Source organism: Ruminococcus sp. 5_1_39BFAA, from assembly GCF_964240875.1.
GTDB lineage: Bacteria > Bacillota > Clostridia > Lachnospirales > Lachnospiraceae > Blautia_A.
The window spans coordinates 1-17,188 of the sequence record NZ_CAXSVO010000033.1 but is presented as its reverse complement, the minus strand read 5'-3'; the positions used below and the strand labels follow the sequence as shown (position 1 = coordinate 17,188).

The window sequence follows — 17,188 nt, the reverse complement described above, 5'->3', positions numbered from 1 at the left end:
AGGATGTTTACTTTTCACGTCCAATAGAAGCCGCAATAACTGAACCAGACTCACCACTTGGCGGTTTAATGACGTAACTTCTTTAGCAAGTTTGCAAGAATAATTCTGTTAAACAGCAGGTTGTAAATGATTGCAATCAGGAAACAAATTATCGTCATAAGCGTATTATTGAAATAATATAAAACTGTTGACAGAACCATTGAAAAAAAACCAATCGTAATCTGCCGGAAGTCATACCGAATATTAACTACTTTCTTCAGATCAACAGCCCGATAAAGCATGATTACAAAATAGGAAATCGCCGTTGAGATTGACGCTGCAAACAATCCGATCTTCTGGATGAGCAAAAAATTAATAAACAGATTCAGACATGCGCCGACTGCGGAAGAAATGCCAACCTGCTTGGTTCTGCCCATTGCAATATAGATACCTGCATAAAATGAAACAAAACTATTGAAAAACACGCCATAATATAATACAGCCGTCTGCGGATAGGCCTGGTAAAATTGCGGATTTATCAAAATCCGATAAAATATAGGCGTACATGCAATGACAATCAGCATGATGCCAACCAAAAAGTTGTACATTTTTCCGAACAACTGACTATAGTACTTCCCGGGATCGTCCTCATCATCTGCAACTCTAGCCGCCGTTTCCGTCCAAGCCAGGTTAAAAATACTGTATGCCATCGAATAGAGGTTTGGAACCTTTGTCGCAACAGAATAGATTCCGTTGATTCCAGCTCCTAAGTAATGCACAACCAGCAGTCTGTCCGAGAGGTTCACGATCCAAAGAGAAATTGAACTGGGAACGATAGGAGCAGAGAAATTCAACATTCTTTTTAACTCTGGCACTGACACCGCTTTCATTTGAAAATGCGCCTTCTGAAGCGTCTGGAACAGCATAATCACCGCTGATGCCACATACGACAATGTGTTTGAAAGAATTACGCCAAGCAGTCCCAGCCGCAAAACATAGACAAACAATACAACCGTTATCAGATTCACAGCAGAATACGAAACAATGCCCACAGAATATGCGATATTTTGCCCCAATCCTCTCAGCATCTGCCCTGTAAGCAGGTATAAAGATTCTCCAAAAACCAAGAAGCAAATTATGAGTGAAACCTTCCAATCTAGATTACAGAAACGGAAAATAAAAAAAATAATCGGAGTGCAAAGTACCGAAATTCCTAGAATATATATGGTGGATGTGGTAACTAATCTATCCCTATCCAAATCGGTTTTTGCCGCAACCAAATACCGAAATGCAGCCTGTTGAATCTGTAATGTCATTATGGGTACAATGAAGCTGACGATTGAATTTACCAAATCGAAATTGCCATATTCAACAGTAGTCAGATATGTTGTTAATATCGGCAAGATAACCAAAGAGAAAACCTTTGGAATCAAAGTACCTGCCCCTAATATAACGGTATTACGAATCAATTCCTTATTTCTGTCCATACTTATTTGCTCCGAATATTCTTCTTTTCTTGTTTCACGCTTTTATTTTTAATCAAATAATACACACCCAATTTCTTTACCATATTTCTGAGTATGTTTTTTACCTTAACCCGAATAGGAATTCCTGCATATCTTCTTAGAAGCTTTTGGATTGGATATCCTTCTGAAAATTTTCTCAAAAAAATTGCTCTATTGGGATGGCTTAGAATTGGCTGGCCAATGTTGGGATGGCACATATCCATATCCTCTGCTTTAACTGTTACGGTGCAGATTTTACCTTTACACATCTCATAAATTGCTTTGCCCTTTTGAGAATTGATTCTCACCATAGAAACTCCACGAAAACCATCGACCTCAGGAAACATGATTCCAAGCTCCTGGAAATCACCGAGCGTCAGGTCGCTCACTTTGTCGAATCCCTTGTATTCGCATGAATGGCATGAGGGTCTGGCATAGCACCCCTTTGAAAAAGTAGATAAAAAACCATCCTTTTTCTTATTCTTTCGATACACTTCGCCGTTGTCAAACACTATTTTTAGCGAGTAATTATCCCATCCCTCAGTTTTGTCTCTGAAATTGACAGAAGTAACTTTTCTACCGTTGCTGACATGCTGGAGCCAAGCCTGCCAAACAGCCGGAGAAGGGACATTGTTGCAAAATAAATCCACTAAAATAAGATTATCATACTGTTTATTCAAGAAATATTTTAATGCCGCTACCTGACAAGGCGTTCCCACAAACAGCACTGGCTTATTGTCCTTAAGTTTCTTTTTTACGGAGATAAAAATCCCTGATGTATCACTTTGAATATACTTTGAACCTAAGATTTTGGGGAGATCGTCCTCGCATTCAACACAAATATGCCGAACGCTAAAATTCTTATCAAAAGCAGCTCCAAAGCATACCCCGCCCTGTCTCAAAACCACTCGGGCAATTTCTCCAAAGATGCCACCACTGGAGCATTTTTCTTTTAAATCATCATCCCGACTGTATGCGCACTCAACCTCTCCAACGTTCCAAACGCATTTTTGTTCTTTTTGATTAGGGCAAATAGAATTGCAGAGATTGCAGTTCAGGCATTTATTTCCATCAACATGGGGATAAAGGAATCCAAGCTCATTTCTTTGCATGGAAATAATATGAGCCGGGCAAATATCTGCACATGCTCCGCAACCACAACATTTTTCTTTAATATTTTTCAGCATATCCTACCTCATATGATAGCGAAGTTCTCATTGAATGAACCATTTTGAAGTACCAGATTACAGTCAACAGTTCATTGCAGCAAAAGCTCCCTTTTATTCTCATCTGGATAAATCCGGTTCAGATTGTAGCCCATCACAAAAATTGCATATAAGAGCGGGAACTCCGTCAGAGACTCTACCACACCCATGATAAAAACAACAATGGTTGCAGCGATAAAAAGCCTGTATTCAAATCTTGCTTTTCTTTTGAACATTTCCCTCAGTGTACTATGGAAAAACAGGACGGACAGAATAACTGCACCCACACCTCCGCTCAGCCACTGGAACAGAAAGTAGTTATGAGGATGCGTGACGGAGAATACCGAAACAACTGTCTTAAAGTTCGTCTCACCAATACCAAACAGAAAATGGTTCTTTATGATTTCGATGGCAGCCTTCCAGACATAAATCCGGCTCGAGCCTGTTACAACGTCTTTTCCGCTGAACAAGACAGATGTAATCCCAGAAATGTAGGGAAGAATGTCAACGACAACAACCAGCAGCGTTGCAACCACAAACACAATAATGATACCCGAGGGGGATATGACTTTCATGAGGAAATTGTTCTTCTTTTGGAGCAAGAAAACCAGAAGCAGATATACCACAAAAGCAAACAGTGCCGTTGCCGACTTAATATACACCAAAGTGGCTGCGATCACAAGTGTTACAATGATGGTTCTGATTTTTAGTCTCTTCTTGGGCTTGTAATTAAACATATACTCCAAGACCAGCGCAAGTAGCAACGTTCTAATCTGCGGATTTTTATATCCAAGGAACCAGCAGGCAACAACTGTTTTGCCTGAGGTCTGAGCGAGATATAAGCCCTGAGGAAATACGATTATTGTTATAAAATTAATAAATGTGTAGACAAGCAGAACGAAATGAAGGGCGTTCAAGGTATGTATTCCATATCTATTCATCCAATAATCGCACAGGATTGCAAGGCACAAATAAGGAGCAAACTTTTGAATTGTGTTCATCAAATCAACATGATTGATGACTGCGCTCAATACAAACAGACCATATACTCCGCCAAGAATTCTAACGGGCATCGATAATTTCTTAAACAAAAAGACAAATAATGCGTAAAAAAGGATCAAAAGCTGAGCGTATGACCAGACTCTAGCCAGAACAGAAATTGTGTTTGCGTATGCTGGTCTTATTAATACGACAAATAAAATTGTAATGTAAATCTCTTTTCTACTTATCGTTAAGCTGCGCTGTGATAATAATACTCTCGACATACATAGGCTCCTATGTTAATGACTTTTTTATGAATGTGATTGATTCTTTCCGCTTTTCATTCAGTTTCCAGTTTACCGCTTCATATTCCACTTTTTCTTTCAAGATGGTTTCAACGTCATCTTGGGATGAACAAATTCTCCTTTCGGCTCCGATGGAATGCAAGAAGGAATGAATTCTTGAATTAGTAGATGCAATTCCATGGCCATGCCGGTTGCAAACAACAAACTCTTTTTCAAAAATAACAGAAAAAGCAGTTGCATGAAAGGAATCCGTGCAGACATATTTTGCATTCTTTATCAGTTTTACGAAATCCGGTACTCTCACATCATACAAATCCAGATCAGCAAAATGATTATCGCATTCATTATATCCTTTAAAGTGGCTAAGCGAAATAATCTTCAAATTGGGATTTTGCCCTTTTATCTTCTTTACTGTTTCACGAGAGCCGGCGCCATCTCCAAGGAAATAGCAAAAAACATAATCATCTTTGATTGCATAACCGCTTTCGGCTGCCACATTTTCCCAAACTTTCTTATCCACAATCAAAGTAGGGTCAAGTATCCACTCTGCGTTCAGCCCTAAATCTGCAATCATTTTTTGAGCGGAATCTTCCCTTACGGAGATTGCATCGAATTTTTCCAGCTCACGTTTATATTTCGGTTTGAGCAACGTTGGCAGTTCACTGATACCAAAGCTGGCAGCAAATGAAATCTTCTTTGTGCCCGCTGGTACCCATTCAAGCAAAAAAATCTCACTTCCAACGTTTACCGGATTCCAGATCTGATCGCTTCCACATAAAACAACCGAATATGAAGCGCCTAATTCTCTCATGTTTTGCTTTCCAATGACTTTTTTTGATATATCATAATGAGAATCAAAACTATTTATGCAGTCAATTCGCTTTTTTCTCAGGCTCTCAATGTCCTTCGGTGCAGTTACGTACCGCTTGCTGTCCCTATATTTTCCCGATATGATCTTGAAGATTATCCTTTTAATGATATTGAATGGGGTTTTCTTAACAGGAGCATATCCAAAATCAATGATCTGCGTATCCTGTCCAAGACTGCGAATACACTCCTGTACCGCATAAGCTTGTAATTTTGTGCCATAATTCGCCACACGGAAAGGGGTCAACAATCCTATCATAATTATACCTTCCTCCTCTATTGCTGATAAACCTCCCAGAACATTTGATATTGAGCTTCCAAGCTAAATTTTTTAATTTTCTCTGCTGAATATTTTGAAAACTCGGCAATTTTTTCCGGATTCTGAATGAAATAGTGCATTGCGTTTTCCAGGCTATTGAGTTCTTTGCTGTTAACTACAAGACCAGTCTTCCCCTCATCAACCAAGGTTGGCAGGGCACCACAATCGCTCACGATTACCGGCATAGCATGCTTATATGCATCAAGCACAATTCTTCCAAATGGTTCTTCCCAAAGAGAAGGTGCAATTAAAACATCCGTTTTTTCAAGAAGTTCAGATACTTCCTTTTCATCCAAAAAACCAACAAATCGAATTCTCTTGTCCTGCTTTGCGGCACTTTTTACATATTCCTCAAGTTCACCTTTTCCAGCAATATACAATTTCACATCCGGATTTTCCAACCTACGGAAGGATTCAATCAGCCACTGTATACCTTTTACCTGAATCAGAGAACCCAGGAATACAAACTGAGGGGCAGAATGGGATACTGCCTGACGTTCTTGACAGATTTCTAAAACGCTCTCTTCATCAAATTCCGTCGCGTTTGGCACAACTTTCCCCAATGACTTCTTAAAATAACCATTATCTTTCAAGGTATCTAAGACAATAGCAGAAGGCGCCGTAACCACATCAACATACTTTGAACTATTGCGATTAACGCTTCTGTATAGTTTGCAGAGAAATGTGGGTTTCTGGCAAGTGCCAGATACATGGGAACAAGTCAATGATACTCGGGGGCACATCAGATAATAATCTCTCAGGGTATGTACGACACGAATTCCCCGCTGCTTTGCTATTTTCCATATGATTGGTGAAATATCATACAAACCATTTGTATGAATCACTTCAGGTTTTTCTTCAGATATTATCTTCTCAATTATAGCGGTATTTAGCGGGTTCCATATATCCTGCATTTTTCTGAGAATTTTTTTTGCAGGACAGACTCTATCTGCACTTTTAGCCCGGCATATATTTTTTACTCGGATCCTTCGCACAAAAATCCCGTCAATATACTCATCCTTAAAATTATCACCAGTACAAAGTACAACAACTTCATTATTTTCATGTTGCAATTGCTCAGCCAATTTTTTTACACTATATTCTGCGCCGCCAATAATCTCCGGCGAATAATAAGTGTTAACAAGCATAATTCTCATATTTCACACCCATCAATTATTTTAATAAGTCCAACGTTTCCATAGCACATCTCTCCCATTTAAATTTAGAATACCACTCTTTCTCTGCAATAGACAACGCTTGCCTCTCATGACTGCTCATAGTTTCAATACGAAACATTAATTCAGAAATGCCTTTCCAATCATTTGGAGCATCCGTATAAAATGCTAATTCTCCTCCGACTTCTGGTAATGAAGACACGCTTGTTGTAATCACAGGGACTCCATATGACATTGCCTCTAAAACAGGAAATCCAAATCCTTCATAATTCGAAGGAAATAGAAAGGCAGTAGTATTCTTTATAAAAACATCTTTTTCTTCTTCAGACACATATCCTGGTAAAATAATATCGTTTTTAAAAGGACTACTGGTGATCTCCCGTAAAATGTTCTTATATTTCCAGCCTAATCCACCTGCTATAATCAGTTTTTTCATTCCACCGCTTTTTCTATATATGTTATATGCCCTTACTATCCCAGAAATATTTTTCCGGGGTTCTATAGTTCCAATATACAAATAATAATCATATGGCGCTATATTATATTTTTCAGAAATAATTTCTATCTGGCCCTTTGTACAATTACCATGAATCTGCCCTCCGCCAAGTAAAATTGGATATATCTCTTTTCCTTTCCACTTTATTATTCTTTTTACATCATTTGCAGTAGATACAGAATCCGCAATTATGCAGTCTGCTTTTCGAACCGACATTTTGCCAAAGATATTTTGCATTATTGCATTCTTAGTGCTCCCCCATGAAGGATTAATCATCAATGCAAGGTCATGAACTGTAAGTATCAACCTAATATTTCCACAGTTAAGCGGAATCATATGTTGTGTCCCCCAAAAAACATCTATTTTATCTTTTTGTAAAGCTTTTCGAAGGCCATAGCACACCCATGTCGTTCCAATAGAACCAGGCACTATTTTAATTTCAAATTTTTTAATAATTTCATTATGATACAGTAACGGCTCATTAGAGTAGAGAACAAACTCCCTGTCCTGCGAATTACTACAATACTTTAAAATGTTTATGACATAATTACCTATCCCTGACGGATTCTCTGCAACTAAAGGCCGAGCATCAATTCCAATTCTCATTGTGCGATTCCTTATCTTTTATTTTAAGAAGTATCTTTTCGGCTTCTGATTTCCAGGCAAACTTTTTAACTTGATCTTTCATCATTGCCAAGCTTTTATTATTGCTATTAACATTACATATTTCTTTTAGCTCAAAGTATAACGATTCTCTATCGTCGTTACTAAAATAATTAGCAGCATTTCCTAGAACCTCGGGAAGCGATGTTCCATCCGATGATAGCACTTGTGTCCCGCATGCCATTGCTTCCAGCGGTGGCATTCCAAAGCCCTCATATATTGAGGGGAACACAAAAAGAAGGGCATGTCCATACACATCTGGCAGATCTTCATCTTCAACAAAACCGGTGAAAATAAGTCTGTCCTTTACGTCCTGAGAATAGCTTTCCAGAAGGTTGTCCATCTTCCATCCTTTACGTCCGGCAAGCACCAATGGCGGTAACGTCTTCCCTTCTGCAATTAAACGTGCATACACGTCCAAAAGCAACGTCAAGTTTTTTCTGGGTTCCAATGTAGATAGTGTCAATATATATTCGGTTGGCAAGTTATATTTCTCACGGATCATCTCATCTTTTTCTTCTGATCCCACGTAGTTAACAAATTTCTCATCAACACCACAGTAGATTAGCCAAATCTTATCTTTATCGTATTTTAATCGATCAACGATCCTTTGTCTTGAAAACTCAGATATAGTAATAATTGATTTGCATTTTAACAGTGCAATTCGATGGGATATCCTAAAATACCATTTGCTCATTCCATTCATTGTCTCAGGGCAATCCCAACAACAAATATCATGAATTGTGGATACCATGTTCTTTTTAAATAGCAACACAGGAACCGGAAAGGCTAAAAACAGGTAGTAATCAGCTTGAATTTTTCGAATGGCATTCGGCAACCTCATCTGATTAAACACGAGTTTGTTACATCCGGGAAGCACCAACATTTGAACATTTCTTCGATGATTCATTGGTTCAAACCAAGGATGCACTTTGTTCTTGAAGATCAAAATAAAATCGGTTGAGGTATCCTGAATCATTTCTAAAGATAAGCTGGCGGCATATCTTTCTATTCCAGAAAAATTGTCTGCTAATGATGTAAGGTCTATTAATATTCTCATACTATTTCCTATACTTTCTAATGATTGGAATTATCTTAATCGCATCATTCCAATATCTCTTTACTAATCTGTTTGGATCTTGAGTTATTCTAAAAAGCCATTCTAATCCACTATCCGCCATCCACTTTGGCGCTCGCTTTACATTCCCTGCTTCGAAATCTATTGTTGCTCCTATGGATATTCCAAGAGATACACCATACTCCTTAAGATGTTTATATATAAACTTTTCTCCCTTGGGCGACCCTAGCGACACAGCAAGAACATCCGGCCTGGCTTTACGAATAAGGCTTTCAATCACCTTTAATTCATTCTCGTTCTTTTCAAACCCAAATGGCGGAGAATATGTTCCAACAATCTTTAGTCCGTGGTATTTTTTACACAGATTCACTGCCGCTTTTTCAGCGACTCCTTCCGCTGCACCGAGAATGAAAATACTGAAGCCCTTATTTGCACACATCTCGCACATGTGGGGAAAGAAATCCGATCCTGATATTTTTTCCTTAATTGGGTTTTTCAGCAATTTTGAAATCCAAATTAACGGTTTTCCATCTGCCAGTACCAAATCCGCATTCGAATACACTTCTGCAAATTCCTGGTCATCCTCTAGAATGACAATATGATCCAAATTAGGGGTGACCACATAGGAACATCCGTCTTGAGCAATCAACTGCTCCACCTTATCGACTGCTTCCTGCATGGTCAAATTATCAACATATGTATTCAAAAAATTAATTCTGGCCATATTCCATTCCACCTATTGCCTCAGATAATTCTCAAACATTTCTTTAAGCGCATCAAACACTGTGTACTGCGGCTCCCATCCCAGCTCTGTTTTTATCAGATTGTAATCACAGCAGATAACCGGCTGATCTGTTGGCCGGAATCTGCTCTGGTCAACTTCTATTTTTATTTCTTGGCTGCTTAGACTAACTATGTATCGCAGCATTTCTTCGAGACTATATGCGTTTCCAGAGCCTACATTATATATCAGCTCACAATTGTCACTTTCGACAATCAGACGGTAAGCCCGTACAATATCCTTTACATGGCTGAAATCTCTCTTGACCTTAAGATTTCCTACCTTCATAACACCAGGCTCTCCCGACTTTTCAATTTCGGCAACCTGTTTACAGAAACTTGGTAATACAAAGGAATCTCGCTGTCCAACTCCAGTATGATTAAATGGCCGAACACAATATATTTTCAAACCATATTGCTCTCTGTACAGTTTTGCAAACTGTTCCTGAGTCACTTTAGAAATACCATATGGATTACTTGCATTCAGCGGCCTGTCCTCGTTCATTGGAAAATCGGAGATTACATATTCTTCACTCGATCCAACAAATAGTATCTTCGGTTTCTTTTCGCTCTTTTTAGCAGCTTCCATAATGTTCAATGCACCAACAACATTTACTTGCATTGTGGTTTGAGGAATATTCCATGAAGCACCTACGCTGCTGATAGCCGCTAGATTGACAATAATATCCGGCTGAATTTTATTAACCAGTCCTTCTACCGCTTCCGTTTCCAACAGGTCAGATTCATAGAATCCCACTTCTGAAGGAAGAATAGAACTTCTAGTCTTGTCTGTCCCAATTACTGCATATCCATGTTCAATAAATTCTCTTGAAAGATAACTTCCAACAAAACCACCCACTCCAAATATCAGTACTTTTTCCATTCCATCTCACTCCGAATATAATATGTTAATGGGCAGACAGACCTACTGCACACCCTGCTATGCCTGCCCCATCAATTTATTGAATTCCAGCTTCTCTCTTTGCGAGCTGTAAATCATGCTCCGCCATAATTGCACACAGCTGCTCATAGCTCGTCTTCTGCGGATTCCAGCCCAGCTTGGTTTTTGCCTTAGTCGGATCACCCCAGAGGTTTACAACATCCGTCGGGCGATACCACTTGGGATTTACACACACCAGCATCCTACCAGTCTTTTTATCATAGCCTTTTTCATCCATGCCCTCGCCCTTCCACTCAAGCTCGATGCCGTCGTTTGCAAAAGCGAGAGTGGTGAACTCCCGGACGGTATGCTGTACGCCCGTTGCAATCACATAATCGTCCGGCTCATCCTGCTGTAGGATCAGCCACATGCACTCTACATAATCCTTGGCATAACCCCAGTCACGCAGAGAATCCAAGTTTCCCAGCTCAAGATGGTCCTGCAGACCACAGGCAATACGTCCAGCAGCAAGCGTAATCTTACGAGTGACGAAATTATCGCCACGACGCTCAGACTCATGGTTAAACAGGATGCCGTTGCAGGCAAAAATCCCGTAGGCCTCGCGATATTCCTTAATCATCCAATAGCCATACTGTTTTGCTACAGCATACGGGCTGTAAGGATGAAATGGAGTATTCTCATTCTGAGGAACTTCCTCTACCTTACCGTACAGCTCAGAAGTGGATGCCTGGTAGACACGGCAAGTCTTATCCAAACCAGCAGTATGCACAGCCTCCAGAATACGGAGCACACCAAGCGCGTCCACATCGCCTGTGTACTCTGCGGCATCAAAGGATACCTGCACATGGGATTGGGCAGCAAGATTATAGATTTCATCCGGCTTGACCTGCAGGACAATTCGAATGATGCTGGAAGAATCCGAAAGGTCTCCCTCATGAATGATTAGCTTATCTAAAATGTGGTCAATGCGCGCTGTTGTAGAGACAGATGCACGGCGGATGATGCCATGTACCTCGTAGCCTTTTTCGAGAAGCAGCTCTGCAAGATAAGAGCCGTCCTGTCCAGTAATCCCAGTAATCAATGCTTTTTTCATCGTATTATACTCCTTTTCCTTTTTTGTTATTCATTGCATCTGCTCTTAGCAGCGTACTTTCAATATTGTTGCTTCTCCTATTACAAGGCACTTCCCGATTCCCGCTGGAAGAAACAGCGTTTCTCCTTTAGAAAATCTCATAGGCTTCGAATCAGCATCTATCGTCTCCACCTGTCCATAACCATCCAGGCACATCAACACCTGGAAAGAACTGTCCAGCACAGAAAAAGAGAAACCCTTTGTCACTTGAATTCTCTCTGCTTCAAAGTATTTGCAGCGACAAAGCAGCTCACGGGAGCACCCCGGATAATACTTCACCATACGCGGCTTTTGGTTCACGCCTGATGCAATATCCATATTCATGACCTGTACTGCCTTATCAAAGTGGAGTTCCCGCTTATTGCCGCTTTTATCCACGCGGTCATAGTCGTAAACACGGTATGTCACATTCGAGCTTTCCTGTATCTCCGCGACAAGAATTCCGGCACCGATACCATGTACAGTTCCGGCAGGAACATAATAAATATCGCCTTTGTGAACCTCTACTTTTTGAAGATGCTTATCCAGCGTTCCAGTTTCTACGGCTTTTCTCAAGATTTCTTTCGTCACCTTATGTTTAAAGCCGTAAATCAGGCTTGCCCCTTCTTCTGCATCAATGACATACCACATCTCGGTCTTGCCATTATCGCCTTCATGCTCCCGTGCATATTCATCATCCGGATGAACCTGCACCGACAGGTCTTTTTTCGCATCAATGAACTTCACCAGAATTGGTAATTCATTGTTAGAAACTTTTGTTCCAAGATACTCTGGATGTTGCTCCAACACTTCCGCCAACGCCTTACCCTTGTGTGTACCGGATTGTATCCTGCTCAGTCCATCTGGATGTACGGAGCACTCCCATGTCTCTGCAAGCGGCATCAGATCAATGTTTTTTCCATATTCTTCTCTCAGGCGTGTACCGCCCCAGAGGTAATCTTTTCCTGCGGGTTTTAGCTTAAAAATCTCCATTCCCGTCCCTTTATTTCAATTCAAATTTTAGCTTGTCACTAACGCTGATTTCTTCTCCAAGCTGAACTTCAATGATATCCAACGCAGTCAATGCTTCCACAGTATGCTTGCAACCCGCCGCAATCGTGATGACATCACCGGTACGGAGAACCTGCTCCATATCATCCACAATAGCTTTTCCCTTGCCGGAAACGACAGTCCAAACTTCCTCCCGGTAGTTATGCATATGATAAGTCAAATGCTCTCCGGCTCTTAGAGACAGCTTTACTGTCATGGAACCAGGCTGAACATCGATAACTGTGTAGGTGCCCCAGGACTTCTCGGCATACATTGCCTCAGTTTCAATCTTCTCCACATAGGGCTTCATATAGCCACTGCGCTCTTTGTCAGAGATCAAGATTCCATCGCCGCTGGCAGCGACAATAAGATCTTTACAGCCCATGCAGAGGATAGGAATGTTCAGTTCGTTCACTACATTAGTATTCACACAGGTCTCATCAAGGATGGCCTTGCCCTTGGTCTTATCAGCCATAACCTCAGCCATCATGTTCCAAGTGCCGACATCCTTCCAGTCACCGCTGTAGCGCAGCACCTGAATGCTCGGCTCTTTCTCGACAACCGCATAATCGAAGCTAATTTTCGTGAGTGTGTCATACTTGTTGAATAGATCACGATAATCTTCAAAATCAATCATACTATGTGCTTTATTCAACAAATAACCGAGTTTGAATGCAAAGATACCGGCATTCCATAATGCATTTTGAGCCAGATATTTCTTTGCAGTCTCCGTATCTGGCTTTTCCTTAAATTCCTTAACCTTGCTGACATTCTCGCCAGACGCCGGGATGATATAACCATATTTTTCAGACGGATAGGTCGGTTCAATGCCCATCAATGTAAAGTTTGCTGTACCCTGTTCCGCCAGTTCCTGCAAATTCTTAACCGCTTCGTAATATGTAGTATCCACATACGGATCAACCGGACAAACAACTACTGCTTCATCTGCACTAACACCCAGCTCATCATGGAGATAAGCTGCTGCCAACGCAATTGCAGGAAAAGTATCCCGGCGGCATGGCTCCACACAGATGGATGCCTTTTCGCCAAGTTGATTCTTAATAGCACTGGCCTGTGATTTGCTGGTAGCAATCGTAATCTTTGCGTCCACATCTACCGTTGTAATCTGCCGATACACACGCTGTACCATCGACTCATACGCACCATTTTCGTCCTTAAACAACTTGATGAACTGTTTACTCCGCACATCATTAGAGAGAGGCCAAAGGCGTTTGCCGGAGCCTCCGGAAAGTAAAATAATATTCATTTGCCTTATCCTCCTCTTTAGTCTCTCTGAAAAATGTCTCGCGTATAAACCTTTTCCATCACATCATCCAGACATTTGTCATACCGATTAGCAATAATCGCATCGCTAATCATCTTGAACTTCTCCAGATCATTTACCACAACCGAACCAAAGAAAGTGCTGCCATCTTCCAGCGTCGGCTCATAGATCACCACAGTCGCACCCTTGGCCTTAATCCTCTTCATAACGCCCTGAATAGAACTCTGGCGGAAATTATCGCTATTACTTTTCATGGTCAGCCGATAGACGCCGATAACACAACTTTTTTCCTCGTCAGCTTTATAGTCTCCACGATTGTAGTAGTCATAGTAGCCTGCCATTTTCAAAACACGATCTGCAATAAAATCTTTTCTGGTTCTGTTGCTCTCAACGATTGCTTCGATCAGATTCTCCGGCACATCCTGGTAATTAGCCAGCAGTTGCTTCGTATCTTTCGGCAAGCAGTAGCCGCCATAACCGAAGGACGGATTGTTATAATGGCTTCCAATACGAGGGTCGAGACACACGCCGTCAATGATCTGCTGGGTATTCAAGCCCTTCATTTCTGCATAAGTGTCTAATTCATTGAAATAGGAAACCCGCATCGCTAGATAGGTATTTGCAAACAGCTTAACTGCTTCCGCTTCGGTAAAGCCCATAAACAATGTATCGATATTCTCTTTGATGGCACCTTCCTGAAGCAGTTCTGCAAATTCATGAGCCGCTTCAACCAATCGTTCATCTTCCATATCCGTACCAAGGACTATGCGGCTGGGATACAAGTTATCGTACAATGCCTTACTCTCTCTTAAAAATTCAGGACTGAAGATGATATTCTTGCTACCGGTCTTCTCACGAATGCTCATGGTATATCCGACTGGAATCGTAGACTTGATAACCATAATCGCTTCCGGGTTATACTTCATCACCAGTTCAATTACGGCCTCAACAGCAGACGTATCAAAATGCTGGGTAGTCGAATCGTAGTTGGTAGGAGCCGCAATTACAACAAAATCAGCCGCACGGTATGCCATTTCTGCATCCAGCGTTGCGGTCAGCTCCAGCTCCTTTTCAGCCAGATACTTTTCGATATACTCATCCTGAATCGGAGACTTCCGACTATTAATGAGTTCCACTTTTTCCGGGATGATATCCACAGCGTATACTTTATGATGCTGTGACAGCAGCGTGGCAATCGAAAGGCCAACATAGCCAGTACCAGCAACTGCAATCGTATAATTCTTCATAATACTCTCTCCTCGTTTGTCCTAGCCAAACCGAGAATATCGGTCAAGCCGGGAATGGTTTTTTCTATGTTAATCGCCGTGGTTATCATCTTGGGATGGTGTTGTCATCTCGGTACGATGCTCACAGTGCGGAACCTTCTCAACTGACCTTCTCAAATTTCTTATAGGGTAGACCTGCCATGGTGTGTATATCTTCTAAACCAGCTTTCAAACTCTCCATCCTTATCGTCCTCTACCCTCTCGACCATCCATTTCGCCTTTAATCCCACTAACCATCAAAACAATTTCATTTATTGTCGAGGTCGTTCTCTGCTGATGATTTGTTTATTTATTACAATCATCTTCAATAAACATCCTCATCTATTTGTAAAACCTGTACACCATTCACCCATTCCACCCAAAACCACCCCAGAAAAATGAGCTTATCATCCTCTACTCTCATCTACCCCAAACTCTCCCAGAAAGATAGTTTTTACCATTTTTGCCCGTCACCCTATATACCGCATGAAAAATGAGGTTATCATCACCGATGAACTTCGACCCAAAATTTCCCCGGAAATATAGGTTTTTTGAGGGCGTTTCAGGGTGATTTATCGGACTATAAATGGCATAGAATCGATGATAACTACACCGCCGTATTGCTCATGAAAACTCAACTGAAAATTTAGGGTAGACATTAACCTTCTCCTACTCCGCCCCTTCACTCCTCAAAACCTTCAACACCGTTTTCAGCAGTATTTTGCAATCAAGCCCTATCGACCAGTTCTTAATGTAATCTGTATCCAACCGTACCACCTCTTCAAAATCCACAATATCGCTCCGTCCGCTTACCTGCCACATGCCGGTAACGCCTGGTTTGATTGCCATTCTAGCCCGGTGATGGAAGTCATACTTTTCCCACTCATCTACTGTCGGCGGACGCGTACCTACCAGGCTCATGTCGCCTTTCAGGACGTTCCAGAACTGCGGGAACTCGTCAATAGATGTTTTGCGGATAAAGTTGCCGATTCCTTTGGGCTTGCCGTCTTTACCCTTTTTCTCACTTCCGATGATTCGCGGATCATTATCCATTTTGAACATGAAGCCTTCTTTCATTTTGTTTTGAGACATCAGTTCCTGTTTTCTTTTTTCCGCATCCATGTACATGCTGCGGAATTTGTACATCTTGAATTTTCTCCCGCCTTTTCCGATTCGGATCTGAGAGAAAAATATAGGGCCCGGAGATTTTATGTATATTGCAGGCGCGACAAACAGGAACATAATGCCGGTGAGCAAACAACCTGCCAGACCGCCAAATATGTCCATCGTTCTTTTGTATAGCATCTGCTTGGGATTCACCATATTGACGCTTGTGGTCAATACCATGCAGTTTCCTATACTTTCAATATATTTGTCTTTCCAATCCAGCCCCGTTTCTTTTGACAGATCCAGATGTATCGTAACTCCCATATTTGCAAGAGCCTGCAGAATGCGCTCTGGCGTGGAAAAGCCTTGGGGCAGCCGGATGAATACTTCATCCACCCATTCACGGCAGATATACTCCACGATAGAATTTTCATCTGCTATGACCGGTACTCCGTGAATAGACTGTCCGGTCAGATTTTCATTCATGACTGCAATTCCATTAATGGAAAACCTCTGATACTTTTCGTCATAAATATCCTCAAGGGTCTGAGCTGCCAGCTCTTTGGTCGTGAGGACGATCATGGAGCTTTCCTTACTGCTTTCCCCGTTCCGGCGGTGCAGCCAGCTCTTTCTCCAAATCCGCAGCAGATAGTCAAATACGCTGTATAAAATTCCTGTTAGAAGGAAATATATGCGGGAATAGTCCGCGATTTCTTTTGTCATGTAAAGATAAAACAGCGCTGTCAGCATTACGATTGCGCAATGTCTTACCGTGCTGATCAGCTCTGTATAAAGACCCCGCCCTAAAATACCCCGGAATGGATCCATAAAAAATATGATCAGAGCCTGACACAAAAAGAAAATGAATGCCTGTTTCCAATAACTTTCGTTAAAAATAGGGATTTCTTTTTCTATACGGATCAAATACGCTCCTAAGAGTGCCATCTGCAGACATACAAAATCCAATAAAATAAAATCCCAATGTTTTAACCATCCTTGTGGTGACTTCCTATACATGTTTACCCCCCCCCCCTGAAAAATATTTTCTCGGAGTTTTAAACCTTGATTTTCAGGGCTTTTTTCTTTGCTCATTTCAAAAATCCCCCCATTTTTTTC

Annotated in this window: 14 protein-coding genes; all 14 read right to left on the bottom strand. The window is 41.2% G+C overall.

Annotation, left to right across the window (positions count from 1 at the left end):
* Positions 1-65: 65 nt before the first annotated feature.
* The 14 genes from ACESZH_RS20820 to ACESZH_RS20755 all read right to left on the bottom strand — a co-directional run bounded on the left by ACESZH_RS20820 (position 66) and on the right by ACESZH_RS20755 (position 17,089).
* The gene (locus ACESZH_RS20820; RefSeq protein WP_373218845.1) at positions 66-1,466 is read right to left on the bottom strand and encodes a lipopolysaccharide biosynthesis protein; all 1,401 of its coding nucleotides are present in this window, start codon (positions 1,464-1,466) and stop codon (positions 66-68) included.
* Positions 1,467-1,468: 2 nt separating this feature from the next.
* Positions 1,469-2,671: a Coenzyme F420 hydrogenase/dehydrogenase, beta subunit C-terminal domain gene (locus tag ACESZH_RS20815; protein WP_373218843.1), complete on the bottom strand. Its 1,203-nt coding sequence runs from the start codon at positions 2,669-2,671 to the stop codon at positions 1,469-1,471.
* Between the two features lie 71 nt (positions 2,672-2,742).
* On the bottom strand, positions 2,743-3,426 hold the full coding sequence (locus ACESZH_RS20810; RefSeq protein ID WP_373218842.1) for an O-antigen ligase family protein: 684 nt from the start codon (positions 3,424-3,426) through the stop codon (positions 2,743-2,745).
* A gap of 538 nt (positions 3,427-3,964) precedes the next feature.
* Positions 3,965-5,101, bottom strand: a complete 1,137-nt coding sequence (locus ACESZH_RS20805; protein WP_373218841.1) for a polysaccharide pyruvyl transferase family protein — start codon at positions 5,099-5,101, stop codon at positions 3,965-3,967.
* A gap of 17 nt (positions 5,102-5,118) precedes the next feature.
* Entirely contained in the window at positions 5,119-6,318 is a 1,200-nt protein-coding gene (locus ACESZH_RS20800; RefSeq protein ID WP_373218840.1) for a glycosyltransferase family 4 protein, read from the bottom strand.
* Positions 6,319-6,334: 16 nt separating this feature from the next.
* Positions 6,335-7,438: a glycosyltransferase family 4 protein gene (locus tag ACESZH_RS20795; RefSeq protein WP_373218839.1), complete on the bottom strand. Its 1,104-nt coding sequence runs from the start codon at positions 7,436-7,438 to the stop codon at positions 6,335-6,337.
* Positions 7,422-8,555 (bottom strand): glycosyltransferase family 4 protein, encoded by a 1,134-nt coding sequence (locus ACESZH_RS20790; protein ID WP_373218837.1) that lies wholly within the window; start codon positions 8,553-8,555, stop codon positions 7,422-7,424. The genes ACESZH_RS20795 and ACESZH_RS20790 overlap by 17 nt, the downstream gene beginning before the upstream one ends.
* 1 nt (position 8,556) lies before the next feature.
* Positions 8,557-9,297 carry a WecB/TagA/CpsF family glycosyltransferase gene (locus tag ACESZH_RS20785; RefSeq protein ID WP_373218835.1) on the bottom strand — a complete coding sequence of 247 codons (741 nt, stop codon included), beginning with the start codon at positions 9,295-9,297 and terminating at the stop codon, positions 8,557-8,559.
* 12 nt (positions 9,298-9,309) lie between these two features.
* Complete coding sequence (locus ACESZH_RS20780; RefSeq protein WP_373218833.1) at positions 9,310-10,236, bottom strand: GDP-mannose 4,6-dehydratase; 927 nt, start codon at positions 10,234-10,236, stop codon at positions 9,310-9,312.
* 76 nt (positions 10,237-10,312) lie between these two features.
* Positions 10,313-11,347, bottom strand: coding sequence for a GDP-mannose 4,6-dehydratase (gene gmd / locus ACESZH_RS20775; RefSeq protein ID WP_373218831.1), 1,035 nt, complete (start codon positions 11,345-11,347; stop codon positions 10,313-10,315).
* 45 nt (positions 11,348-11,392) lie between these two features.
* On the bottom strand, positions 11,393-12,358 hold the full coding sequence (locus ACESZH_RS20770; RefSeq protein ID WP_373218830.1) for a type I phosphomannose isomerase catalytic subunit: 966 nt from the start codon (positions 12,356-12,358) through the stop codon (positions 11,393-11,395).
* Between the two features lie 10 nt (positions 12,359-12,368).
* A complete protein-coding gene (locus ACESZH_RS20765; protein WP_373218828.1) occupies positions 12,369-13,682 on the bottom strand; it encodes a sugar phosphate nucleotidyltransferase in 1,314 nt (437 codons plus the stop codon).
* 17 nt (positions 13,683-13,699) lie between these two features.
* Positions 13,700-14,947: a nucleotide sugar dehydrogenase gene (locus tag ACESZH_RS20760; RefSeq protein WP_373218827.1), complete on the bottom strand. Its 1,248-nt coding sequence runs from the start codon at positions 14,945-14,947 to the stop codon at positions 13,700-13,702.
* 687 nt (positions 14,948-15,634) lie between these two features.
* Positions 15,635-17,089, bottom strand: a complete 1,455-nt coding sequence (locus ACESZH_RS20755; protein ID WP_373218825.1) for a sugar transferase — start codon at positions 17,087-17,089, stop codon at positions 15,635-15,637.
* Between the last annotated feature and the right edge of the window lie 99 nt (positions 17,090-17,188).

Bases quoted from the DNA above. Each gene is read 5' to 3' on its own strand.
- ACESZH_RS20805 (WP_373218841.1), bottom strand. From the start codon at position 5,101: ATGATAGGATTGTTGACCCCTTTCCGTGTGGCGAATTATGGCACAAAA.
- ACESZH_RS20770 (WP_373218830.1), bottom strand. From the start codon at position 12,358: ATGGAGATTTTTAAGCTAAAACCCGCAGGAAAAGATTACCTCTGGGGC.
- ACESZH_RS20795 (WP_373218839.1), bottom strand. From the start codon at position 7,438: ATGAGAATTGGAATTGATGCTCGGCCTTTAGTTGCAGAGAATCCGTCA.
- ACESZH_RS20810 (WP_373218842.1), bottom strand. From the start codon at position 3,426: ATGTTTAATTACAAGCCCAAGAAGAGACTAAAAATCAGAACCATCATT.
- ACESZH_RS20820 (WP_373218845.1), bottom strand. From the start codon at position 1,466: ATGGACAGAAATAAGGAATTGATTCGTAATACCGTTATATTAGGGGCA.
- ACESZH_RS20780 (WP_373218833.1), bottom strand. From the start codon at position 10,236: ATGGAAAAAGTACTGATATTTGGAGTGGGTGGTTTTGTTGGAAGTTAT.
- ACESZH_RS20790 (WP_373218837.1), bottom strand. From the start codon at position 8,555: ATGAGAATATTAATAGACCTTACATCATTAGCAGACAATTTTTCTGGA.
- gmd (WP_373218831.1), bottom strand. From the start codon at position 11,347: ATGAAAAAAGCATTGATTACTGGGATTACTGGACAGGACGGCTCTTAT.
- ACESZH_RS20765 (WP_373218828.1), bottom strand. From the start codon at position 13,682: ATGAATATTATTTTACTTTCCGGAGGCTCCGGCAAACGCCTTTGGCCT.
- ACESZH_RS20785 (WP_373218835.1), bottom strand. From the start codon at position 9,297: ATGGCCAGAATTAATTTTTTGAATACATATGTTGATAATTTGACCATG.
- ACESZH_RS20800 (WP_373218840.1), bottom strand. From the start codon at position 6,318: ATGAGAATTATGCTTGTTAACACTTATTATTCGCCGGAGATTATTGGC.
- ACESZH_RS20760 (WP_373218827.1), bottom strand. From the start codon at position 14,947: ATGAAGAATTATACGATTGCAGTTGCTGGTACTGGCTATGTTGGCCTT.
- ACESZH_RS20815 (WP_373218843.1), bottom strand. From the start codon at position 2,671: ATGCTGAAAAATATTAAAGAAAAATGTTGTGGTTGCGGAGCATGTGCA.
- ACESZH_RS20755 (WP_373218825.1), bottom strand. From the start codon at position 17,089: ATGTATAGGAAGTCACCACAAGGATGGTTAAAACATTGGGATTTTATT.